This window comes from Crocosphaera watsonii WH 8501 (genome assembly GCF_000167195.1).
Taxonomy (GTDB): Bacteria; Cyanobacteriota; Cyanobacteriia; order Cyanobacteriales; family Microcystaceae; genus Crocosphaera; species Crocosphaera watsonii.
In genome coordinates, this window is the sequence record NZ_AADV02000002.1 from 553,927 (window position 1) to 580,185 (window position 26,259).

10 protein-coding genes and 1 pseudogene are annotated in these 26,259 nt (G+C 38.4%); 5 read left to right on the forward strand and 6 right to left on the reverse strand.

Annotated features, from left to right (window positions below; all coding sequences use genetic code 11):
* Positions 1–62: 62 nt before the first annotated feature.
* The 5 genes from CWATDRAFT_RS06310 to CWATDRAFT_RS06325 are packed head-to-tail and all read left to right on the forward strand — an operon-like array spanning position 63 to position 21,469.
* Complete coding sequence (locus CWATDRAFT_RS06310) at positions 63–7,871, forward strand: type I polyketide synthase (RefSeq protein WP_007304222.1); 7,809 nt, start codon at positions 63–65, stop codon at positions 7,869–7,871.
* Complete coding sequence (locus tag CWATDRAFT_RS39410; RefSeq protein ID WP_007304223.1) at positions 7,871–11,923, forward strand: type I polyketide synthase; 4,053 nt, start codon at positions 7,871–7,873, stop codon at positions 11,921–11,923. The genes CWATDRAFT_RS06310 and CWATDRAFT_RS39410 overlap by 1 nt, the downstream gene beginning before the upstream one ends.
* Positions 11,875–15,753, forward strand: coding sequence for an SDR family NAD(P)-dependent oxidoreductase (locus CWATDRAFT_RS39415; RefSeq protein WP_007304224.1), 3,879 nt, complete (start codon positions 11,875–11,877; stop codon positions 15,751–15,753). Before CWATDRAFT_RS39410 ends, CWATDRAFT_RS39415 begins: the two co-directional genes overlap by 49 nt.
* Complete coding sequence (locus CWATDRAFT_RS06320) at positions 15,746–20,371, forward strand: type I polyketide synthase (RefSeq protein ID WP_007304225.1); 4,626 nt, start codon at positions 15,746–15,748, stop codon at positions 20,369–20,371. Before CWATDRAFT_RS39415 ends, CWATDRAFT_RS06320 begins: the two co-directional genes overlap by 8 nt.
* 60 nt (positions 20,372–20,431) lie before the next feature.
* Positions 20,432–21,469 (forward strand): LLM class flavin-dependent oxidoreductase, encoded by a 1,038-nt coding sequence (locus CWATDRAFT_RS06325; protein WP_007304226.1) that lies wholly within the window; start codon positions 20,432–20,434, stop codon positions 21,467–21,469.
* 115 nt (positions 21,470–21,584) lie between these two features.
* Here CWATDRAFT_RS06325 and CWATDRAFT_RS06330 read toward each other — a convergent pair whose 3' ends face one another.
* The 6 genes and pseudogenes from CWATDRAFT_RS06330 to CWATDRAFT_RS06355 form a co-directional block, all read right to left on the reverse strand.
* Positions 21,585–22,049 carry a hypothetical protein gene (locus CWATDRAFT_RS06330; RefSeq protein WP_007304227.1) on the reverse strand — a complete coding sequence of 155 codons (465 nt, stop codon included), beginning with the start codon at positions 22,047–22,049 and terminating at the stop codon, positions 21,585–21,587.
* Between the two features lie 15 nt (positions 22,050–22,064).
* Positions 22,065–22,736, reverse strand: a complete 672-nt coding sequence (locus CWATDRAFT_RS06335; protein ID WP_007304228.1) for a vWA domain-containing protein — start codon at positions 22,734–22,736, stop codon at positions 22,065–22,067.
* A pseudogene (locus tag CWATDRAFT_RS37065) lies at positions 22,718–23,035 on the reverse strand (transposase); the annotation flags it as partial. The pseudogene CWATDRAFT_RS37065 and the gene CWATDRAFT_RS06335, both read right to left, overlap by 19 nt.
* A 232-nt stretch (positions 23,036–23,267) precedes the next feature.
* Complete coding sequence (locus tag CWATDRAFT_RS06345; RefSeq protein WP_232287021.1) at positions 23,268–24,773, reverse strand: hypothetical protein; 1,506 nt, start codon at positions 24,771–24,773, stop codon at positions 23,268–23,270.
* A 198-nt stretch (positions 24,774–24,971) separates the two neighbouring features.
* Positions 24,972–25,613, reverse strand: a complete 642-nt coding sequence (locus CWATDRAFT_RS06350) for a transposase (protein WP_007303371.1) — start codon at positions 25,611–25,613, stop codon at positions 24,972–24,974.
* A gap of 64 nt (positions 25,614–25,677) precedes the next feature.
* Positions 25,678–26,259, reverse strand: coding sequence for a helix-turn-helix domain-containing protein (locus CWATDRAFT_RS06355; protein WP_007304231.1), 582 nt, complete (start codon positions 26,257–26,259; stop codon positions 25,678–25,680).

The window sequence follows — 26,259 nt, forward strand, 5'->3', positions numbered from 1 at the left end:
AAGCCCGTTTACAACTAGAAGCCCTTGAACGCCAAAAAAACGAACCCATCGCTATTATTGGCATGGACTGTCGTTTTCCAGGGAATGCCAACAGTCCCGAAGCTTACTGGGAACTATTGCGCAATGGTATTGATGCCATTACAGATATCCCAAGCGATCGCTGGGATGTGGAAAGTTATTATGACTCAGATCCTGAAATTCCAGGAAAAATGTACAGCCGTTACGGTGGGTTTATCGAAGGGGTAGACCAGTTCGATCCCCAATTTTTCGGCATTTCTCCCCGTGAAGCCCTAAGTCTTGATCCTCAGCAAAGATTACTCCTAGAAGTTAGTTATAGGGCATTAGAAAGAGCCGGGCAACCCTTAGACTCCTTACAAGGGAGCAAAACAGGGGTATTTATGGGAATTTGTTTCGATGACTATTCGAGATTTACCCTTAACTCTGGAGATCCCACTCTCATCGATGCTTACAGCAGTTTAGGCAACACTCGTAGTATTGCTGTGGGACGCATTGCCTATGTATTGGGGCTAACTGGACCAGTTATCCAGTTAGATACAACTTGTTCCTCCTCCTTATTAGCAGTACATTTAGCCGCTCAAAGCCTACGTACAGGAGAATCTAATCTGGCCTTAGCTGGAGGGGTTAACTTGATGCTTTCCCCCGAAGTTAGCATCGGTTTTTCTAAATTAAAAGCCCTCGCCCCCGATGGACGTTGTAAAACCTTTGATGAAAAAGCTGATGGTTATGTAAGAGGGGAAGGCTGTGGTATTGTCGTCTTGAAGAGGTTATCCGATGCGATCGCCGATGGGGATAAGATTTTAGGGACTGTTTTTGGTTCAGCAGTCAATCATGATGGGCAAAGTAACGGTTTAACTGCCCCCAACGGTTCCGCACAAGAAACAGTTATCCGTCAGGCAATAGAAAATGCTAAAGTTGACCCCACCCAGATCCAATATGTAGAAGCTCACGGGACAGGTACATCTTTGGGTGATCCTATCGAAGTATTAGCCTTGAGTAAAGTATTAGGAAAAAACAGAGAACAGGATAACCCGATTAATATTGGCTCAGTAAAAACAAATTTTGGTCATCTAGAATCTGCTGCTGGGGTAGCAAGTTTAATCAAAGTTATTTTATCACTGCAACATCAGGAAATCCCCCCACATCTACATTTTAAAAACCCTAACCCTTATATTCCCTGGGAAAAACTACCCATAAATGTTCCTACAAAATTAACACCTTGGCCCGCTAAAAAAGGTCGTCGTTTAGCCGGGGTTAGTTCCTTTGGCATGAGTGGGACGAATGTTCATCTTATTCTTGGGGAAAGTCCAAAAGTTGAGGAAAATATTGAAACACAAAATGTTGAATCTTCCTTACATTTATTAACTCTATCAGCTAAAACAGAAACCGCCTTACAAGCACAAATAGAACAATATAAAACTTATTTAAACACTCATCAAAATATTCCTTTTGCTGATATTTGTTACAGTGCCAATAAACGGCGATCGCATCACAATTATCGTTTCAGTATTGTAGCCAGTTCCACATTAGAAGCAGCAGAAAAACTAAATAATTCCCTATATCCAAATAGCCCCCCCTTAACAAGGGGCAGTTCCGGGGGATCTCCTTTCTATAGCCCCCCCTTAACAAGGGGAGGTTGGGGGGGATCTTCTCCTCCTATTGCTTTCTTATTTACGGGACAAGGTTCTCAATATGTAGGAATGGGACAACAACTTTATCAAACTCAACCTACTTTTAAAACAACTGTTGATCACTGTTGCGATATTCTTCAGTCTTATTTAGGATGGGATCTTAAAGAGGTTATTTTTAGTGAACAGGGAACAGGGAACGGGGAACAGGAGACGGGGAGACTTGGAGACGGGGAGACTTGTTATAATCTAGATTCAACAATTAATACTCAACCTGCTTTATTTGTTATTGAATATGCTTTAGCAAAGCTATGGCTATCTTGGGGTATTCAACCTAACATTATGATGGGTCATAGTATTGGGGAATATGTAGCAGCAACTTTAGCTGGTGTATTTAGTTTAGAAGATGCTTTAAAACTGATTACTGCTAGAGGAAGATTGATGCAAAAACTTCCTCAAAATGGCTCAATGATTGCTGTTTTTACGGACTTAGAAACTGTAGAAAAAAAGATTAGTAATTATAAAAATCAAGTTTCAATTGCTGCTATTAATCATCACAAAAATATTATTATTTCTGGTAATAATACAGCTATAAAAGAAATTATAGGTAAGTTAGAATCTCAGGGTATAAAAAGCCAAGTTTTAAATGTTTCTCATGCTTTCCATTCTCCCATGATAGAACCCATGTTAAGAGAGTTTGAAGCTATTGCTAAACAGATAAATTATTCACCACCTAAACTAAAATTAGTTTCCACTGTCACAGGAACAGTGATGAGCGATGAAATAGCAACACCTAAGTATTGGTGTCGTCAGATTGTAGAAGCAGTAAAATTTTCACAGGGAATGGAATATTTAGTAGAACAAGATATCAAAATATTTCTGGAAATCGGTGCAAAACCAACTTTATCAAATATTGGACAAATAGTTATTGAAAATAGCAATAAAGATCAAGATTTTTCCTTCTTAGCTAGTTTGCATCCGAAACAGGAAAATTGGCAAACAATTTTATTTACTTTAGGGCAACTATATGTTAATGGTTTTTCAATTAATTGGGAAGAATTTTATAAATATAGTCAAATAAATTATATTAATAATCTGCCAACTTATCCCTTTCAAAAACAACGTTTTTGGCTAGAAAAGAAAGTAAATAGAAGTTTTCTTAATCAACAAAAGCAGCAACATCCTTTATTGGGACAAAAAATAAATTTAGCTGGTTCAAAAAACATCTATTTTGAAAATCAAATAAGTGAAAATATACCTATTTTTTTGAGAGAGCATCGAGTATTTGATACAGCTATTTTGCCATTGGCAGGATTTTTAGAAATAGCTTTAACAGCAGGTATTAATATATTTAAGACTCAGGAATGTTATCTGGAAGATGTTGTTATTCAACAAGGATTAATTTTACCACCTGATACTATTAAAACTATTCAAATTAATCTTGTTTCAGAAACAACGAATAATTACAGTTTTGAAATTTATAGTTTAAATAATGAACAAGATCAAGACAATGATTGGATATTACATAGTAGTGGTCAATTAAAACAAAAACAGATAGTAACATCAACTATTAATTTAGAAGAAGAAAAAGAGAGATTTTCTCAAGGTTTACAGATAGATGATTATTACCAGAAATGTCAGGAAAGAGGTATTAACTATGGTAAACGTTTTCAAGGAATTAAACATATTTATAAACTAGAAAGAGAAGCATTAGCTTATATTGAACTCCCCCTGGAAATAATTAATAGTTCTGCTTATCAAATACATCCTATATTATTAGATAATTGTCTGCAAGTTACTGGCATAGTTTTAATAGAAGAAAACTCATTAGAGACTTATTTACCTGTTGCTTTGGAAAGTTTTGTTTCAGACAATAAGCAAGATATCAATAGTTCAAAAATATATACATATGCAAAACTAAATACAGAGAAAAATAGTATTGATTTAAAACTATTGAGCGAAAATGGAGAAGCGATCGCTGATATAAAAGGACTAAAATTAAGGAAAGCTAGTCCAGAAACTTTATTAGGAAAGGAAGAGAATGATAGCTTAGAAAACTGGTTGTATGGGGTTAAATGGAACAAGCAACCCCTAACAGCAAATATTTTATTAAACCCTCAAAAGATTGAAAGTTATCTTGAACCTAAACTACAAAATTTAAAAGACAAATCTGATGTTATTGAGTATCAAGAACTTTTATCTGAGTTAGAAACTATTAGTTTTAACTATATATTAGAAGCATTTTTAAAACTAGGCTTTAAATTTGAACTAGAAACCCGTTTTACTAATTCTCAGTTACAAGAAAAATTGGGAATTTTACCAACTTATAAGAGGTTATGCGATCGCCTACTAAATATCCTTGCTGAAGAAGGTATTTTAAGAAAAATAGGGGAAGAATGGCAAGTTATTAAGGTTTTTGAGGGAACAGGGAACAGGGAACGGGGAACAGGAAAATCACCTGATAGTTCTGCTGAACTAACTTTGTTACAGCGTTGCGGTTCCCAACTTGCGGAGGTGTTACGGGGAGACTGTGATCCGGTGCAACTATTGTTCCCGGATGGAGACTTAACCCTGACAACACAACTGTATCAGGAGTCTACAGGGGCGAAAATGATGAATAACCTGGTAAAACAGGTTATATTAACAGCATTAAGCAATAAAACCCCAGAGAGTCCCCTAAAAATTCTAGAGATAGGTGCAGGTACAGGGGGAACTACAGCTTATGTACTTCCTGAACTAGATCAGTTGTCAACTGAGTATGTTTTTACAGATGTTTCTTCATTATTCACCGAAAAAGCTCGTCAACAGTTTCAAGCTTATTCATTCGTTGATTATCGTGTTTTAGATATAGAAAAAGACCCAACAACTCAAGGCTTTCTCCTACAACATTATGACATCATCCTTGCTGCTAACGTAGTACACGCTACCCAAGACTTACAGCAAACCCTTACCCATATCAGACAGTTACTAACGTCTCAGGGAATGTTAGTCTTATTAGAAGGAACTCGCCCCCTACGTTGGCTAGACCTTATTTTTGGCTTAACAGAAGGTTGGTGGAGGTTTACAGATACCGACTTACGGCCAACCTATCCCTTAATATCCCCTTCTCAGTGGCAGCAACTCTTAGAAAAAAATGGTTTTGTTGAGTCTATTGTTTTGTCCCCCGACTCTAACCCTGATAGTTTCCTTTCCCAACAAGGGGTTATGGTGGCCAGAAATGCAGAAGATATTAATACTGAGGCAAAAAATTGGTTAATTTTAGGCGATCGCCAAGGGATAGCGAGTCATCTAGTGCAAACATTGGAAAGCAAAGGAGAAAACTGTATTGTTGCCTACTCTGACAGTCACTATCAACAGATAGGAGCAAAAGACTATCAGGTTAACCCCCAAAATGAGCAAGATATATCGAGATTATTAGAAAAAAAACAATTTGACCAGATTATCTACCTTTGGGGTTTAGATGATCCATCGGAAGAAGATTTAACTATAGATACCTTAGAAACTGGATCAGAAAATCATTGTCGTAGTATTTTACAGTTGATCCAAAATTCCTATAACAAACCTCCTCGCTTCTGGTTAGTGACAAAAGGAGTTATGGCAACAGATAAAAATGATCCTGTTGTCAGTATTACTCAATCATCCTTATGGGGGCTAGGAAAAGCGATCTCCTTAGAACATCCTGAGTTTAACAGTGTCTGTGTTGATTTAGAGATTAATACAGAATTAAAACAACAGGTTAAGGTCTTATTAGAGGAAATTAACGCAAATTCTCCAGAAAATCAAATAGCATTTAGTAAAAACACTCGTCATGTAGCAAGGTTAGTTCCCCAAAAACTTTCTACAGCGACAACACAACCCCGTCAGTTAACTATTAGCCAACGGGGAACCCTAGAAAACTTACAATGGCAACCCCTAAACCGTCATTCCCTCAAGTCAGGAGAAGTAGAGATCCGTGTTAAAGCAACAGGTTTAAACTTTAGGGATGTACTCAACGCCTTAGACTTGTATCCAGGGGATGCAGGCCCCTTGGGATGTGAATGTGTAGGGGAGGTTATCAGTAAAGGGGAAGATGTTGAACTTATGAACATTGGCCAGGAAGTTATGGCGATCGCTTCTGGAAGTTTTAGGGACTATGTAATAGTTGACGCAGGGATGGTAACTCCTAAACCTGACAGTTTAACGATAGAAGAAGCAGCTACCATTCCCGTTACCTTTCTAACGGCATACTATACCTTACATCACCTAGCCAAGATAAAAAAAGGCGATCGCGTATTAATTCACGCCGCAGCTGGAGGGGTGGGACAAGCAGCTATTCAAATAGCCCAAAAAGTAGGTGCTGAAGTCTTTGCTACGGCCAGTGTTGGTAAATGGAATACCCTGAGACAGTTAGGGGTAAGTCATATTATGAACTCTCGGACATTGGACTTTGCAGAAGAAATTTTGACTATTACAGAAGATGAAGGGGTGGATATTGTCCTAAATTCTCTTTCAGGGGAGTTTATTTCCAAAAGTTTCGCTATTTTAAAAGATAACGGGCGTTTTGTTGAGATTGGTAAAAGTTTGAAGTTAGAAGGCAAATATCCTACCCAACCATCTCAGGAGGAGATCCCCCCAACCCCCCTTGGTAAGGGGAGCCAGCTACCTACCCAACTCTCCCAGGAGGGGAAAGCAGAGGGGTTAGATATTCATTCTCAACTAAAACCTGATGCTGCTTATTTCCAAGTGGATATGTTTAAAGTGTGTCAAGAGGAACCAGAGTTAGTTCAGTCGATGTTGTGTCATTTGAGGGAACAGTTGCAAACAGGTAACTTTCAACCTCTCTCTTATCAAGTTTTTCCCAGAGAAGACGCTATTTCCGCCTTCCGTTATATGCAGCAAGCTAAACATACAGGAAAAGTTATTGTTTCTTATTCTGATAGGGAACTGGGAGACTGGGAGACTGGGAGACTGGGAGACTGGGAGACTGGGAGACTGGGAGAGTCGGAGACTGAGGGAAATGATCAGTCTTCGTTGAAATTTTCTGAAGATGGAACCTATCTTATAACTGGAGGACTAGGTGACTTAGGTTTATTAGTTGCTCAGTGGATGATAGAAAAAGGAGCCAAAAATATAGTTTTAATGGGTCGTAATGAGCCAAAATTAGAACAAAAACAGAAAATAAAAGCACTAGAAACTCTAGGAGGCAATATTACTATTGCTCAAGGAGATGTCTCCAACAAAGAACAACTAGCAACCATCTTAAAAGCCATCTCCCCGTCCCCCCATCTCCCCGTCCCCCCATCTCCCCGTCCCCCCCTCTCCCCCTCTCCCCTCTCTCCCCTAAAAGGGATCATTCACGCAGCCGGCGTATTAGACGATGGAGTTCTCAAACAACTTACCTGGGAACGGTTTAATAAGGTGATGTCCCCGAAAGTTCAAGGGGCCTGGAACCTACATAACTTAACCAAAGATAAACCCCTAGACTTTTTTGTTCTCTTTTCCTCCGCAGCTTCCTTACTAGGTTCTCCTGGACAAGCTAACCACGTCACTGCTAATACATTTCTAGATACCTTAGCCCATTATCGGCGATCGCAGGGACTACCGGCCTTAAGTATTAACTGGGGTTTGTGGTCAGATATTGGGGCTGCAGCCAAACGTCAAGTCAAACGTCAAGGAGTTGGAGCGATCGCACCTGATGAGGGAATCACCATTTTAGAGATGTTAATGAAAGACTCTTTAGCACAAGTAGGTGTTGTTCCCATCAAATGGGATGAATTTTTACAAATTGAACAAAATATACCATTTTTTAGCAACTTTAAGCAGCAAAAAGCGACATCAACCAATAGTAGTAGCAATTTTCTGCAACAATTAGAAGATATTCCCCCAGAAGAAAAAGAAAATTATTTAAGGGAGCATATTCGTGCAGAAATATCACAGGTTCTAGGTTTCAACCCTTCTGATGTCGATATGGAAATAGGCTTTTTTGATCTGGGAATGGACTCTTTAACTGCAATGGAGTTTAAAAACCGCTTACAAAACACCTTTGCTTGTACCTTCCCTTCAACCATAGCCTTTGACTATCCCACCGGAGACGCTTTAGTTAGTTATATAGCTACAGAAGTCCTCCAACTAACAGAAGAAACCATCGAACCATTAGAAGAAGATGATACAGAAAATCTATCTCAAGACGATATTGCTGACTTGTTAGCCCAAGAACTTTCAGAAATTCAAGGAGGTGACGAATAATGGCAGAAAATAAAGATTATGCAGCCCTAATGCAGAATGCTTTAAAAGAACTGCGACAAATGCGGGCTAAACTCAAACAGTTAGAAGAAAGTAAAAGTGAACCCCTAGCCATTATTGGTATGGGTTGCCGTTTTCCTGGCGCCGATAACCCCACTCAGTTCTGGCAGTTATTAAAACAGGGAAAAGATGCCATTACTTCTGTGCCTTCAGATCGCTGGAATGTCGATGAATACTACGATAGCGATCCCAAAACCGTCGGCAAAATATGTACCCGTTATGGGGGGTTTATTGGACAGTTACAGGAGTTCGATCCAGAATTTTTTGGCATTTCTCCCAGGGAAGCTATTAGTATAGATCCCCAACAACGTCTATTATTAGAAGTCAGTTGGGAAGCATTAGAAAATTCTGGTATTATCCCGAAAAACCTGGCAGGTACTCAAACAGGGGTGTTTATAGGCATAAGTAGTAATGATTATTCCCAGCAGTTGTTAACCCGTGAAGTGGATGATATCGATGCTTACTTAGCTACAGGAAACTCTCATAGTGTAGCCGCCGGACGACTTTCTTTTTTATTGGGTTTAACAGGCCCTAGTTTAGCCGTTGATACCGCTTGTTCATCTTCCCTAGTAGCAATACACCTCGCTTGTCAAAGCTTACGTAACCTGGAATGTAAAACAGCTATAGTAGGAGGAGTTAATCGCTTAATTTCCCCCGAATTTAGCATTAATTTCTCACAAGCGCAAATGTTAGCCCCCGATGGTCGTTGTAAGACCTTCGATGGCAGTGCAGATGGTTTTGTCAGATCCGAAGGTTGTGGGGTAGTTGTCTTAAAACGTCTCGAACAAGCTTTAGAAGATGGGGATAATATCTTAGCCGTCATTCGGGGTTCTGCGGTTAACCAAGATGGACGTAGTAGCGGTTTAACAGTGCCTAATGGTCCCTCTCAACAAACCGTGATCCGTCAAGCATTAGAAAACAGCAAGGTTGATGCTTCTGACATAAGTTATATTGAAGCACACGGCACAGGAACATCTCTCGGCGATCCCATTGAAATAGGGGCGTTAGGGGCTATTTTCAGCAAAACCCATTCCCCACAGCAACCCTTAATAGTGGGTTCGGTGAAAACCAATATTGGTCATTTAGAAGCGGCCGCAGGTATTGCCGGGTTAATTAAAGTTATCTTATCTTTGCAACATGAAGAAATACCCTCACATCTACATTTTCAAAACCCTAGTCCCCATATCAACTGGAATGAGTTGCCTATTACTGTTCCTAGTCAAGCTACACCCTGGAAACGTAGTGAAAACAAAAGGTTAGCCGGGTTAAGTTCTTTTGGGTTTGGTGGTACAAACGCTCATGTTATTTTAGGGGAAGCGTCGCCAAAGGTTGTTGAAACCCCAAAAGTTGACCGTCCCTTACATTTATTAACCCTATCAGCTAAGACAGAAACGGCTTTAAAAGCACAAATAGAACAATATAGAACCTATTTAAACAATCATCAAAATCTTTCTTTTGCTGATATTTGTTACAGTGCAAATAAGGGGCGATCGCCTTTTGATTACCGTTTTAGTATTGTAGCTGGTTCCACAACAGAAGCATTAGAAAAAATAGATAATACCCTATCGCCAAATAACCCGTCTTTGTCAAGGAAAGGTTGGGAGGGATCTTCTCCCAATAGCCCCCCTTTGGGAAAAGGAGGATCTTCTACAAATAGCCCCCCCTTAGTAAGGGGGGGTTGGGGGGGATCTTCTCCGGCCATTGCCTTTCTATTCACTGGACAAGGTTCGCAATATGTAGGAATGGGACAACAACTATATCAAACTCAACCCACTTTTAAAGCAACAGTTGATCATTGTTCTGATCTTCTTCAAGTTTATTTAGGATGGGATATTAAAGAGGTTATTTTTGGTAAAGAGGAAATAGACTATCCCCCCCAACCTCCCCTTAGTAAGGGGGGAGGGCAACAGGGAACAGGAGAAAATTCTTATAATCTAGATTCAACCATTAATACTCAACCTGCTTTATTTGTCATAGAATATGCTTTAGCAAAACTGTGGCTATCTTGGGGTATTAAACCTGATATGATGATGGGTCATAGTATTGGGGAATATGTAGCAGCAACTTTAGCTGGTGTATTTAGTTTAGAAGATGCTTTAAAACTGATTACTGCTAGGGGAAGGTTAATACAGGAACTTCCTGAAAATGGCTCAATGGTTGTTGTTTTTGCTCCTTTAGAAACAGTAGAAAAAGCAGTTGCTTCTTATCAAGATAAAGTTTCCATTGCTGCTATAAATCATCATCAAAACATAGTTATTTCTGGTGAAGGCGAAGCTATACAAGAGATTATTGAGCAACTAGAATTAAACGGTATTCAAAACCAAACATTAAAAGTTTCTCACCCTTTCCATTCTCCCATGATGGAACCCATGTTAAAAGCATTTGAAACTATTGCCAAACAGATAAAATATTCATCCCCTAAAATTAAAATAGTTTCCACTGTAACAGGAACGGTTATAACTGAGGAAATAGCCACACCCGAATACTGGTGTCATCAGATCAGAGAAACAGTAAGATTTTCACAAGCAATAGAATGTTTAATAGATAAAGATATTAAAATATTCCTCGAAATAGGAGCAAAACCAACTTTATTAAATATGGGAAAAACAGTTGTTGAAAATAGTAATAAAGCACAGAATATTTGCTGGTTAGCTAGTTTACATCCAAAGCAGGAAAATTGGCGAACAATGTTATTGACTTTGGGAGAATTATATGCTAAGAAATATGTTATTGATTGGGAGGAATTTGACAAAGATTATCCTAGAAACTATCTTAATAATTTACCAACCTATCCTTTTCAACGAGAAAAATATTGGTTTACATCATCATCAACAAAACCCAACAAAAATAAGCAAATAAAAGGACATCCTTTGCTCGGTAATCAATTAATTTTAGCAAAATCTGATACTATTTTATTTGAGAGTGAAATTAGTCAAGATGAACCTAATTTTTTACAAGATCATCGTGTCTTTGATAAGGTTATTCTTCCAGGTGCAGGATTTTTAGAAATGGCACTAAGCGCAGGAATTAAAGCTTTAAACACTCAAGCTATTATCCTAGAAAGTGTTGCTATTCAAAAGCCTTTGATATTGCAAGAGGATAGTGAGAAAAAAATCCAAACATTTTTAACACCAAAAGAAGATGAGAATACATATATATATGAAATATTTAGTCAAGAAGAGTCTAACTGGAAACTTCATGCAAAAGGACAATTTTTGTCAACTGAGAATAAGATAATAAAAGCTAACTTGAACGATATAAAAGAAGAATGTAATATCCTAGTAGATACGGTGGAATATTATCAAAAACTAGCTCAAAGAGGTGTTCATCTTGATACTAACTTTCAAGCTATAAAAAAACTGTGGAAAAATAAATCAGAAGAATCATTAGCAGAGATATCTTTACCAGAAAAAATACTTTCTCAAACTAACCCTTATACCATTCATCCTGTCTTGTTAGACGCTTGTTTTCAGGGGATAGGTATTACCTTATTAGAAGAAGATCAAAATATAACTTATCTTCCTATTGGTTTAGATAAATTTACTCTTTATGAAAACACTTCCCATACTCATTTATGGAGTCATGTTAAACTACGATCCCGTAAGTCTTCTATACAACATACTTTAATTGCAGATGTTGAAATTATAGAACCTCAAGGAACTATTATTGCTACTGTTGAAGGGATACAACTTAGCCCTGTTAGTCCCGAAACTTTGTTTGCTAGTTCACAGAATACTTACACAGACTGGCTTTATGGGATAGAGTGGCGACAAAAACAAATTTTCACAGCATCCTCTGAACACTTTCTCACCCCCCAGAAAATTAGCGATCGCCTGACTCCTCGTTTCACAGAATTAGTAAATAAGACTGAAATAACTTATTATCAGCAATTATTGCCAAAATTAGACCATTTAAGCCTAAATATATTATCCAAGCATTTCAGGGCATGGGCTGGAAGTTTACCGAAAATCAAAGCTTATCAAAACAGTCTCTAACCATTGCGAAAAAATATCAGAGATTAACAGATTATCTCCTTAAAAATCTCACAGAAGCAGGAATTTTAAACAAAATAGACGATCATTGGCAAGTAATTAAAACGTCAAACTCTGCAACCATTGAAAGGCAAAAACAAGAGTTATTAAAAGAATATCCCTTTGCCGAAATAGAATTAACATTACTCCATCGTTGCGCTTCTCAACTAGCACAAGTTTTACAAGGAAAATGCGATCCAGTGCAGCTACTATTTCCCCAAGGAGACTTAAGCACCGCTACCCAGTTGTATCAAGACTCTCCTGGGGCGAAGATGATGAATACTTTAGTACAAGAAACCCTTAGTGTTGCCCTGGAAACATTACCTCAAGGTAAAAAAGTTCGTATTTTAGAAATAGGAGCCGGAACCGGAGTAACAACGGCTTATTTATTACCTTATCTCGATTCAGCACAGACAGAATACTGTTTTAGTGATATATCGCCTATTTTTAGTGAAAAAGCGAAACAAAAATTTTCTGATTATTCCTTTATTAGTTACCAAACCTTAGATATTGAACAAGATCCTCAAAAACAAGGATTTTCAGCAGAATCTTACGATATTATCGTTGCTGCTAACGTTTTACACGCTACAGAAAACCTAGAAGAAACTATAAACCATGTTCATCAGTTATTAGCCCCGAAAGGGATGTTATTGTTGCTAGAAAATACCAGTGCTTTGCTGTGGTTGGATCTGATCTTTGGGTTAACAGAGGGATGGTGGAGGTTTAATGATGAAGTAAGGAATGATTATCCCTTGATATCTGCCCAAAAATGGCAAAAATTATTAATTGACAGAGAATTTGAACATACAGCTATTCTGAAACCAGAACAAAAGCAAGGGGAAACAGTCTCACAACAAAGCATTATTTTAGGACAGAAAAAAGCTTCTGCTCCGAAAAATTGGTTAATATTAGGAGATAAAGATGTTTTTGCCGAGAATTTAGTTAATTATTTACAAGAAAAAGGACAATATGCCATACTTAGTCAAGAAATAGATAATTTAGATGAATTTCAACACATTATCTATCTAGGAAGTTTAGACAGTCCCGAACCCTCTAACCTAACTACCCAAGACTTAGAAACAGCTTCTGAAATAGGCTGTACTAACGTTTTAACCCTTGTCCAAACCTTAGCAAACTCATCTACACCCCCCACACTGTCAATAGTAACCAGGGGTGCAGTATCCACAGAAACAGAGGATATTTTACCAGGGTTAACAGAAGCTTCATTATGGGGAATAGGAAAAGTTATTAATTTAGAGCATACTCAATTAAACTGTAGATGTATTGATCTTGATACTAAAATTGCTCCAGAAAAACAAATTCAAGCCCTATTAAGCGTCATTGAGTCAACAGAAAAAGAAACGCAAGTTGCTTTAAGAGATGATCAACTTCAGGTATCAAGGTTAGTACGTCATGGAAAAATTGAGCCATATAAACTAGAAATTCCTCAGAATGAAGCCTTTAAGTTAGATATTTCACAAAAAGGGACTCTCAGCAACTTAGAGCTTGTTCCAACGTCACGTATATCTCCTGAGCAGGGTGAAGTAGAGATTAAAGTAGGAGCAACCGGACTCAACTTCATCGACGTTTTAGACGGGTTAGGGTTACTACCATTTGAGAGAGAATGGTTTGGGGTTGAATGTGTCGGGGAAGTGGTGAGGGTTGGAGAAGGAGTCAATGAACTAAAAAAAGGCGATCGCGTTTTAGCGTTAGCCCCAGGTAGTTTTAGTCAGTATGTCACCATAACCACCCAGTTAGTTAGCCATTGCCCCAAAAACTTAACCATTGAAGAAGCAGCGACTATTCCAGCCAACTTTTTAACCGCTTACTATGCCTTACATCGTCTAGGGAAAATTAAAAAAGGCGATCGCATCCTCATTCATTCAGCAGCCGGGGGAACAGGGATGGCCGCCCTACAAATAGCTCAACAAGTAGGAGCAGAAGTATTTGCCACAGCTAGTCCCAATAAATGGGAGTTTCTCAAGTCTTTGGGGGTGAAAAACGTGATGAACTCTCGAACATTAGACTTTGCAGCAGAAATTTTGACTATTACCGAAGGGAAAGGGGTTGATGTGGTGTTTAACTCCCTCTCAGGAGAGTTTATTACAAAAAGCTTCTCTGTATTAGCTGATGAAGGGCGTTTTCTAGAAATAGGTAAACGAGATATTTGGACAAGGGAACAAGTTCATAAAGTTAAACCCAATGCCTCTTACTTTGCCATAGACTTACTTACTATTGCGCAACAGCAACCGCAACTTATTCAGTCGATGCTTACTGAGTTAAAACAAAAGTTTGAGGAAGATCGCTTAAAACCCTTACCTCGTAACGTCTTTCCCATAGAGCAAACTATTCAAGCTTTCCGTTATATGCAGAAAGGAAAGCATATTGGCAAAATAGTTGTTTCTTATAACCCAGAATTAAAAAATATTAGTAGTTCTGAGCAATTAAACAACATATCTGTAGGGGCGAACGGCCGTTCGCCTATACAAAAAATGCCTTTAGGTTTTTCTGAAGATGGAACCTATCTTATTACTGGAGGGTTAGGAGGTTTAGGTTTATTAGTAGCTCGCTGGATGATAGAAAAAGGAGCCAAAAATTTAGTATTGATGGCAAGAAGTAAAGCCAACTCCCAGCAAAAACAAGAAATACAAGCCTTAGAAGCTTTAGGAGGCAATATTACCGTTGCTCAAGGAGATGTCTCCAACAAAGAACAACTAGCAAACATCTTAGAAAACATCCAAACCACCACCCCCGTCCCCCCCTCTCCCCAACCTCCCCTCTCCCCGTCCCCCCCTCTCCCCGTCCCCCCCTCTCCCCAACCTCCCCTAAAGGGTATCATCCACGCTGCCGGAGTATTAGACGACGGAGTATTACTACAAATGAACTGGGAACGGTTTAATAAGGTAATGGCTCCCAAAGTACAAGGAGCTTGGAACCTTCATAACTTAACCAGAGATAAACCTTTAGACTTCTTTATCCTTTTCTCATCAGCCGCTTCCTTATTAGGTTCTCCCGGACAAGGAAACCACGTTGCGGCGAATACATTTCTTGATAGCTTAGCTCATTATCGGCGATCGCAGGGACTACCGGCCTTGAGTATTAACTGGGGTGTGTGGTCAGATATTGGGGCAGCAGCCAAACGCCAAGTAGACGCACAGATGAAAGCCCGAGGTATTGGGGCGATCGCTCCCCAACAAGGGTTAGATATCTTAGAAAAACTATTTACAGAAGAATCTACTCAAGTAGGGGTTGTTCCCATTAACTGGCCACAGTTTTTGTCTTCTGGGGCAACATCTCCCTACTTTGAAGACTTTGCCCAAACTAAGGAAACTAAACAAAGAGAAGCATCAGAGTTACGCCAACAATTAACCGATATTCTGCCACAAAATCGTCTTTCTTTCCTCGTTAACCACTTACAAGAGGAAGTTGCTCCCATTCTTGGACTGAAAACTAACCCCAACCCCCAACAAGGCTTTTTTGACCTGGGAATGGACTCTTTAATGGCAGTGGAAATGAAAAACCGTTTAGAAACAGGTTTAAGCGTAACCCTTCCCTCAACGGTTATTTTTGAATATCCCACCATTAACGCCTTAGCTGAATATTTAGTTGAGGAAATGTTTCCTTCTCAGTGGGAGTCAACAGGTGTTAAGACCAAAATAAACAACGAAGAAACTTCCCTTTCTCAAACCTTAGAAGAAGATATAAATGCTTCTCAAACCCTAGAGGAAGATAGTGCCATCGCCCAAGAATTAGAAGAATTAGAAAATTTATTAAAAAACAGAAACAATGACTGAATCATCAACCTCACAACGTATCCTAGCAGCCCTTAAAGAAGCTCGCAACGAACTCCAAGCCGTGGAACTGGCTCAAAATGAACCCATCGCCATAGTTGGTATGGCAGGAAGGTTTCCAGGGGCAAAAAATTTGGACGAATTTTGGCAAAATATCTGTAATGGGGTTAATTCTATCGATTTTCTCTCTCAATATGAGTTATTAGCCCATGGAGTTGACCCCGAAACCGTTAATGACCCCAACTATGTCAACGCCTATTCCAGTTTTGAGGGAATAGATAGCTTTGATGCGCCCTTTTTTGGCTATTCTCCTAGAGAAGCAGAAGTTATTGACCCCCAACATCGTGTGTTCCTGGAATGCGCCTGGGAAGCCCTAGAAAATGCAGGTTATGACCCCGAACGTTATGGGGGTGCGATCGGAGTATTTGGGGGCGCAGCACTCAATAGTTATCTGGTTAACTTGTATGGCAATAGTAACCTGAGACAGTCTCTAAATAAAACTCAGGTGGTGATCAGTAATGTCATGGGGTTAATGCCCACCAGGGTTTCCTATAAACTGAACCTAAAAGGGCCTAGTTGTGGGGTGCAAACAGGTTGTTCTACGTCCCTTGTCTCTGTTCATTTAGCCTGTCAAAGTTTACGAAGCCAAGAATGTGATATGGCCTTAGCTGGAGGGGTAACTATTGGTACAATGGGAAAATCAGGCTATCTTTACCAAGAAGATAGTATTGCTTCCCCCGACGGCTTTTGTCGTGCTTTTGATGCCAAGGGGCAAGGGACTGTGTTTGGTAATGGGGTGGGTATTGTAGTTTTGAAACGGTTATCTGTTGCCCTAGAAGCAGGAGATCATATTTATGCCCTTATTAAAGGTTCTGCTATCAATAACGATGGTTCGCAAAAAGTGGGACTAACTGCCCCTAGTGTTATAGGACAAGCAGAAGTTATCGAAAAAGCTCTTCAAAAAGCTAGAGTTGAACCAGAAACGGTTAATTATATCGAAACTCACGGCACAGGAACTCCTCTGGGTGATCCTATTGAAATGTCTGCTTTAACTAAGGTGTTTCGAGACAGTAAACAACAAGAAAAGTTTTGTGCGATCGCTTCTGTGAAAACTAATATCGGTCATTTAGATGCAGCAGCAGGTATTGCAGGTTTAATTAAAACTGTTTTAGCCCTAAAAAATCAGAAAATACCCCCTAGTCTTAATTTTAGACAGCCTAACCCCCAAATTGATTGGGATAATAATCCTTTTTATGTTAATACTCAACTAAAAGACTGGCAACGAAATGGCAACCCCCGTCGTGCTGGTGTTAGTTCCTTTGGTATGGGTGGAACTAATGCTCATGTTGTTTTAGAAGAGGCAGGGAGCAGTGAACAGTTAACTGTTAGCAGTTGTTTATTATTGTTGTCGGCTAAAACATCAACAGCTTTAGAAACCATAACTAAAAATTTAGCGGATCATTTAAAACAGCATCCAGATATTAACTTAGCTGATGCGGCCTATACTTTACAAATAGGTCGTCAAAGCATGGAATATCGTCATTTTGTCCTTTGTCAGGAAACAGAAGAAGCGATCGCCTCCTTAAAATCAGACCCTCAACCTATTCCTTTATTATCTTCTCCTAAAATAACCTTTCTATTTTCAGGACAAGGCAGTCAATATGTAGGGATGGGGAAAGAACTATACGACACTGAACCGGTTTTTAAACAAGAAGTAGATCGCTGCTGTGACTTGCTTCAAGAGCATTTAGAGTGTGACTTACGGGAGATTATTTTTGGACAAGGAGACGGGGAGACGAGGAGACAAGGAGACGGGGAGACGGGGAGACGGGGAGACGGGGAGACGGGGAGACTTGGAGAAAATTTACAATCTACAATATATGCTCAACCTGCATTATTTGTCATTGAATATGCTTTGACTCAACTGTGGATGTCTTGGGGTATCCAACCCAATGCTATGCTTGGTCACAGTATTGGGGAATATGTGGCAGCAACAATAGCAGGTGTCTTTTCTTTGCAAGATGCTCTCTATCTAGTGGCAATGCGAGGAAAACTGATGCAGGAATGTCCTCCTGGGGCAATGCTTTCTGTTTCTTTATCAGAAGAAAAGTTGAGCAGTTTATTAACAGAAGATTTAGTTATTTCCGCTATTAACGCCCCAAACTTATCTGTGGTATCAGGAACCATAGAAGCGATCGCAATATTAGAAAAACGTTTAACTAGCAAAAATATTGCCTGTCGTTCTCTCCATACTTCTCACGCCTTCCATTCTCCTTTGATGCAGCCTATTACTGGCAAGTTTAAGGACATAATACGGCAAATTTCTCTAAATTATCCTAAATTACCCTTTATTTCCAATTTAACAGGTACTTGGATAACTCCAGAGCAAGCTACTGATCCTGACTATTGGATACAACACCTTCTCCAACCTGTTCGTTTTCATGATGGCATCAAGGAACTATTGGAAACAAGCGATCGCCTTTTCTTGGAAATAGGGCCAGGACGAACTTTAAGCACTTTAAGCAAACAACAGCAAGCAGATATCCCTGTTTTCACCTCCCTACGTCATCCCCAAGAAACCATCTCAGATCAATCATTTATCCTTAATACAGTGGGTAAACTATGGCAAACTGGCGTAGAAATAGACTGGTTAGCCTTTTATCCCCATGAAAAACCCTCTCGCATTCCCTTACCTACTTATCCCTTTGAACGTCAACGTTATTGGGTGGATATATCTCCATCAGAACCAGTTACCCAAACAGAGGAAACCTCTCTAATAAAAAACCCCGATATGGCTGACTGGTTTTATGTTCCTGCTTGGAAACGAATACCATTACCAAAAAATAGTAAAATAGAGTCTCAAAATTGCTTAATATTAACAGATGAAAGTGAACTTTCTAATGCTTTAATTAGTAGTCTTCAAAAATCTAATCAAAATATTGTTACTGTAAGCATTGGAGACGAATTCACACAGATTGCTGAAAAACAATATATTATTAATCCTAAAAGTGCCGAAGATTATCAAAAGCTATGGAAAAGCTTACCTCAAAAACCTCACAAAATTCTTAATTTATGGTTAAATAAAAAAGTTGAAATATTTGAACAATGTCAAGACTTAGGCTTTTATAGTTTAGTCTATTTATCTCAAACTATTGGGCAACAGAAAGAAACAGTAACCATGACTGCGATCGCTGAGGGATTACATGATGTCATTGGCACAGAAACCTTAAACCCTGGTAAAGCAACTATTTTAGGAGCATCTAAAGTCATTTCTCAAGAGTTTCCTAATATTAATTGTCAAACTATTGATATAACTGCTCATAACATATCTATCAACTCTCTACTCACCGAACTATTAACCCCCACTGAGGATACAGTAGTTGCTTATCGAGGCCATCATCGTTGGGTACAAACCTTTGAACCTTTACCCCTTGCAGAAGCAGAGAAAGAGGCTATACCCTTGAAACAAAAAGGAATCTATCTTATTGCTGGCAATTTTGTCGAAGGGTTAGGATTAGTGTATGCTCAATGGTTAAAACAAACTATTAACGCCAAACTGGTACTTATTGGCCCCAAAAACTTACCCCCCCAAACAGAATGGGATCTGTGGTTAGCTACCCATAGTCCTCAAGAAGAGGTAACCCGTTGTGTGCGTCAAATGCAAGCATTAGGGACAGGTGGCACAGAATTCCTCTTTTTTAACGCTGATTTAAGCAATAAAGAGCAAGTAAAAGAAATTATAGACCAAACCATCGAAAAATTTGGGAAAATTGATGGAGTGATTCATGCAGGAACTATGGGCGATCGCTCCAGTTGTCCCCTTCCCCGTCTCACCCCAGAAGAATTCGATCGCCAGTGGAAAACGAAGATAAAAGGGTTATTGGTACTAGAAGAAGTATTACAAGGACACACCCTAGACTTTTACCTGTTACAGTCTTCTTTATCTTCTGTGGTGGGTGGTTTAGGGTTCGCTGCCTATGCTGCGGCCAATACATTCATGGATACTTTCGCCACCCAACGGAACCAAACAGGCTCGACCCCTTGGTATACTCTGAACTGGGATGCTTGTCAGTTAGACGAAGATGTATCCCCAGAGAAAACAGGGTTAGCCTTATTAGACTTAGCTATGACTCCCCAAGAGGTTTGGGACGTTTCGGGACGAATATTAGCCCATGCCTCCCATCCTCAGATTATCGTCTCCCCGGGTGACTTATCAACCCGTATGAACCAGGAGATCGTACCTCCAACATTTGCAGACAGAGAAGCCCTTTCTAGCTACCAAAGACCCAGTTTAAACACTCCTTACGAAGCCCCCCGTAATGACATAGAAGAACAGGTTGCAGAGGCATTACAAGAGCTATTAGGCATAGAAAAAGTCGGTATTAATGACAACTTTTTTGAGTTGGGGGGACACTCTTTATTAGCTATTCAAGCCATTTCTCGTCTAAGAGAGGAGTTTCAAGTGGAGTTACCCATGAGAAAGTTTCTTTTCGAGTCTCCTACCGTTGCTGGTATTGCTAAACTGATTGAAGAAAATCAACCTAGTGAGGATGAGCAACAGGAAATTGCTGATTTATTGGCAGAAGTGGAGAATATGTCCGATGAAGAGTTAGGACTTTAGAATTCTTTACTTTTTCGTTCTACAAGTTGACAATTTTAATTAAAATTAAGGAAAAAAACAATGGATTTTAGTTTATTTTACTTCGATGGCGATGGCTCAGTTGCTCAACCCAATAAATACCGTTTACTGCTGGAAAGTGCAAAATTTGCCGATCAAAATGGTTTTTCTGCTGTATGGATACCAGAACGCCATTTTCACGCCTTTGGGGGATTATATCCCAACCCCTCGGTGGTTAATGCTGCTTTAGCTATGGCTACCGAGAAGGTACAACTGCGAGCAGGTAGCGTGGTGTTACCGTTACACCATCCCGTTAGAATAGCCGAAGAATGGGCAGTGGTAGATAATTTATCTAATGGAAGAGTTGCGATCGCCTTTGCCTCGGGTTGGACAATGGATGAATTTATTCTTTCCCGTGATCTCCATACCCATCGTAAACAAACCATGTGGCGCGGTGTTAAAGCCCTACAACAGCTATGGAAAGGGGAAGGAGTAGAATATGCCGATGCTTCTGGAAGAGCCGTAGAAGCCAAAATTCTGCCCAAACCCATACAACCAGAGTTACCTATTTGGATTACTTGTCAGTCTCCAGAAACCTTTATAGAGGCGGGAAAAATGGGGGCAAATGTTTTAACCTCTTTATTAGGTGGCACTTTAGAAGAAGTTGCGCCAAAAATTAAGCTCTATCGTCAATATTTAGAAAAATCTGGTCATGATCCTGACAGTAAGAAAGTTACTTTAATGATACATACTTTTTTGGGTGAAGAAACAGAAACAGTTAAAGAGAAGGTGAGACAACCCTTTTGTAATTATCTGAAAACCCATTATGATTTACTGGAAAATTTAGCGAAAGGGATGGGGTTAGATGTGAGTTTAAAAAACTTTTCTGAAGATGATCTCGATAGTTTATTACTGTTTGGTGTGGAGGGTTTTATGAAGGGACGTTCATTAATTGGTACTCCTGAAACTTGTGTGCCTTTTATTGCCAAACTGGAAGAAATAGGCATTAATGAAGTGGCTTGTTTAATTGATTTTGTGCAGGATTTTGACACGGTAATGGAAAGCTTACCCTATTTACAGAAACTACATCAAGTTTGCTAAATGAGCTATCAATCTATAGCACTTCTCATACTTATGAGGTACACAGTTTTCTTCGGAGTTCGGAGGCGCGATATTAGGTGTACCTGATGAGTCCGAGAAACGCTATATTTTTGGTTTAACTTTGAAGTTCTTTTCTCCAGAGAAAATAAACAATAAACCATGATCCTATAAAGATTATTGATATTCCAAAAGCTCCTGCTACAATATTAGGAGGTGCGGTAATACCAATGACAGTAAAACGGTATTCTTTAGAGTTTGATTCAACAGGGTTAACGGAAGAAATCACTTGGTAAACTCTTCCTCTTTGGGGATTATGATGTTTATAAATGATTTCATATTCCCCTAAAATAGCTTGTAGAAAAAGCTTTAAGCTCTCTGTTATTTCTTTACTATTTCCTGCAATTCTAGATATTCCATTGGTGAGACTACTAATATTGTTAATAGCTTGTTCATCCAGATATTCTACTCGGGGAATGAGTTTGGTTTTATCGTTACCCCAATCAATATCCTTATTCCAGTTAACTGCTCGTCCCAACCCGTATTTTTGTCCTAGTTGTTTAGGGGTTAGTCCGTAACCCAATGTATGAATAGCTAATTAAGGATTCTTTTTTAATAGTGTTGCTATTTTATCGATCTGTTGTTGTTGTTTACCTCTTGCAATAGTTTCATCTTTATTAAAGGTGTCTGTGTAAAATCCATCAGTGAAAAGAATAATGGATAAACGAGGTTGATTATCTGTTGGTTCTCCTTCTCGATTTACCGGATAAAAACGCTCATCAGAATCATTCGTTAAAAACTCAACTGATTTATAAAGAGATTCATAAATATTCGTTGCTGTGCAGGGGGTTTTATTGGATAAATCCGTATTAAGAAATTTCGTTAGTTCAGTAGATTCTACATTTTGAAAATCATTAAGGTTATCTGGACTAACATTTACAAAAGGTTCTGAAAAGTTACAATTTCCTGTTTTAACTCGATTCCCAAAAGGAACGATAGAAACTTGTGTCTTTCCTTTCCATGTTTTCGCTTCTTCTACAAAGTTTTTTAAAGTATCTATTGCTGCATCATATTTTCTTTGACCTTTGGGAACTTTATTACAGTTTCCTTTACGGTTTAAATCGGTGGAACATTGCATACTTCCACTCATATCAAAAAGGACTATGATATAAGCATCATCGGGAACTGTATCTTGAGGTGATTTCCAGCGAAACTTTATATTAGGGTTTGCTGAAAAAGTTTCTCCAAAATTTATGCCACTTTTGACCAAGAATTTTCTGACAAATCAATAAGTTTTAGTACATAAAAATTGTTTAAAGTATAATCAAAATTAATGAAAGGCGGTTTGATGAGTTCCCCTGTTCTATTATTAGTAAATAAGGACAAAAAAAGCGACAAAAACTGCCTCAGAAGTTTAGAAAGATTGACAACTAAAAATGTAATAGCAATAGATGTAATGGAGGTTTCAGGGAGTTTTGTCATCACGAGATTTAGGCTAAATCTTCATTTAGCTTGTCCAAACTTTCCCTCAATAGCATTACGGAAGCATTCATCGGAGTGGGCTTGTTTCGCTGCCCTGGCGGTTTCAACTGCTTCTCTAACACTTCCTTCTGCCACTTGAAATAAACGATTAGAAATAGCATTTTGAAGCACAGCAGGAACTTTTGCTAGGGTTAGATTCATATAACCTGTAAATCGAGTAGACCACCAATTTTCGGGGGTTCCTTGGACAGCGATTCCGGTGCTAAATTCGTGAATTGTTATTATGGTCATTTGGCTTCATTTCGGGATCTGTAATTAGTTATTTACACTGATTAGGTGGATTGTTTAATATTATTCCTAAACCTTTAGCAATATCACATTTAAGATGGTTATAAGTAGCTCCATCTTTATCTATGAGACCATCAGGTTTTGTTGCTCCTTTACTTTTCTGATATGTTTTAATTCCTTCTAACCAAACTTTCCTATCTGAGTTGATATTTGTTGGATCTATTTGGTTTATCTGATCATAGTCTTTATTTCTTTGAGTTAACAGTTCTGAAATTTGATTGTTAAGACTAGTCTCATAGGTTATTGTATGTTTGGTTTTAAACTCAGTGACTAAAGCGTTTAAAGATTCAAGATTTTTGTTCCAATTTTGGACTTCTGTGGAGTCTGTTGGTAGTATTTGTTGTTGGTTAGTTAAGTCAACTCCATACTGATTACACTGAGTTACTTTTTTCTGATCAAACTCTAATTTTAGTTCATTAACTATATCACATCTCAACCTTTGGTCTGTATTTTCACCTGTCTTTATAATCCCATCTGCCTTAAGGTTTGTAGGAGTATCGTCACTACTCACTCTTGTTTGATATTCTTTAATTGCTGTAAACCATTTTGATTTTTCACCCGTTGCATTTTTTGTAAAAAATGCTAGTTGAAAATCTGATTCAGGGTTTTGCAGTATCTTAATAATTGCTTGTTCAACTGTATTTCTGTTGAAATTTTCCCTATTAACTTTTTCTCTGGGTTTACTATATTTAACAAAATCATTGACTATTTTATCCAAAGCAGGAACGGTAGTTGACATATACTGTTCTTTATCTTCTTTAGTTAATGCTGAGTCTGGATCTAATTGTCTATCAACCCAATTTTTGCTAATTTTAAAGGCATCTTGTCCGATCTTAATTGGTGAAAACTTAAGTCCATCGATCAAAATTATTGTTAAAACAAAAATGATAAGGTATCTAAGCAATACGACTTTACCTGTCTTTTTCTCATCCTCTTTAGGTGTATAAGGTTGAGACCAAAACTGATAAAATTTAATTAATAGCTTAATAATAGATATTATAGTTTTTTCCCACAATGCCAAACGTCTACTCAATTCTATTGTCGGTGAATCTGGAATTTTTATAAACTTATATTTTTTCTCATATTTGGCTTGAAATTTACATTTATTCCAAATTGAAGTAGGTACTTCACCTGTGGCCATCGTATGAAATAAAGCTGATAAAAAATAATTATTTCTATCTTCAAACAATTCTCCCACTTCTCCAAAAAAATCAGCTAAATAGGAATATTTGGAATTTTGGGGGGATCTACCATACCAAATTAATTTAACCATGTCGTCGGTGATAGATTTCCAATTATCCTGACCTAAAATTTGGAGATTTTGATAAGCATAACGTAATTCGTAGCTATCTTTGGGATGAGAATCATTATTAGTATTTGTCTGAATATAATTAAATGTACTCGTTCCTTGAGATAGAATCATTTCTTGCTGTTTATTGTTAGAACTTCCAGATTGTGGTATCTCGTCTTCTAACATTTTTTTTATATGGCTTTCAGACAACGATATATTAGAGTATTTGGGTTGAGAGTAAGCTTCAATTAACGTATTTCTAGCGGTCATATAATTCTTAGCAATCTGGACAATATCGTTGCATAGTTGACGATAATACTTTTGATAAACTGTCCGCCATAATCCATCATTATCTAGTGCAGCTTAGCAAAAATAATCCACCAGTCACTTATGATCTTTAAAGCCCTTAAATTTCCAAACGAACGGCTTAGCAAAATATTGATTAAAGTAATCAATAAAATTGAGAATTTTTTGGGATAGTTCTTCAGTTGAACGGACAGTAATTCTTTTGAGTAAACGCCGGACTAAGATCGAAAACCAACACTCAATTTGATTAAGCCACGATGTATGTTTGGGAATATAAACAAAGCGAATTCGATGAGATTCATCTGATAAAAAATCTGCTCTGCTGTCCATAGATTGCAAAATCCCCTCCTTTCCTTTTCTCCCCAAATCAATAGTAATTCCACAGCTTTCTGCTACTAATTTGACTAAGCTTTCCGATTTATGAGTGTTGAGTTGATCTACAATAAAAATCCATTCTGCTTTTTCATCAATCTTAATCGTTCTCTGGATATGTTCAGAAAAATCTTGTTCTGTTCTTGTCGGTCCAATAGAGGGACTAACAACTTTTCCTCTTGCCACATCCCAGTTCGCAATCAAGCTTAAAGTTCCGTGTCTTTCATATTCAAATTCGATTTTTTCTACTTGTTTAGGCTTGATTCTTTTGTTCGGAAATAATCTCTCAAGAGCTTGAATCCCTGTCATTTCATCTGTACTAATTAAATGAATTCCTTGTTCTAACAAAGTTTTAGCTTCTTGATGAAGTTCACAGATATATTTGACTTGCTTTTTAAATTTTAAGGGATCATCAATTTTGGCATTTAACCAGTAACGAACGAGATGTGGTTGTAATGTCGCTTCTTTTTAAAAAACGCCCCATACTACGGGGGGAAATCTTTTCGACAATTCCTCTTTTTATGGCTTCATCCGCCAACTCTGAAGGTGTCCAATGGCTCACTGGTCTGTCTGATTTTTCACATTCTTCACAAGCGATCTCTACAATCTGGACTACTTGTTCGACCGTAAAGGATTTTGTTGTTCCAGGTCTTGGGCGATCGCTTAAAATTCCTTTGATCAAGACCATTAATGCTTTCTCCGTTACCTGTTGTTCTTCGGCGGCACTCAGTTTTTCTCTCTCCTCAAACCATCGCGATCGCCACTGACGCACTTGTACTCGGTCTAATTCTAATCTTCGACTAATCGAACTATTGCTCTCTCCTGATGCTGCGGCTAAGATTAGCTTGGCTCGTCTAACAAGGCGATAGGGGTTTGTTGTCCCTCTCACTATTTGTTGGAGTACTGTTTTCTGTAGGTTGGAGAGGTTAATTGGCAATGCTTTTATCATGGACATCAACTTCGAGATTCTTCCGTTAGTTTCATTGAAACACAT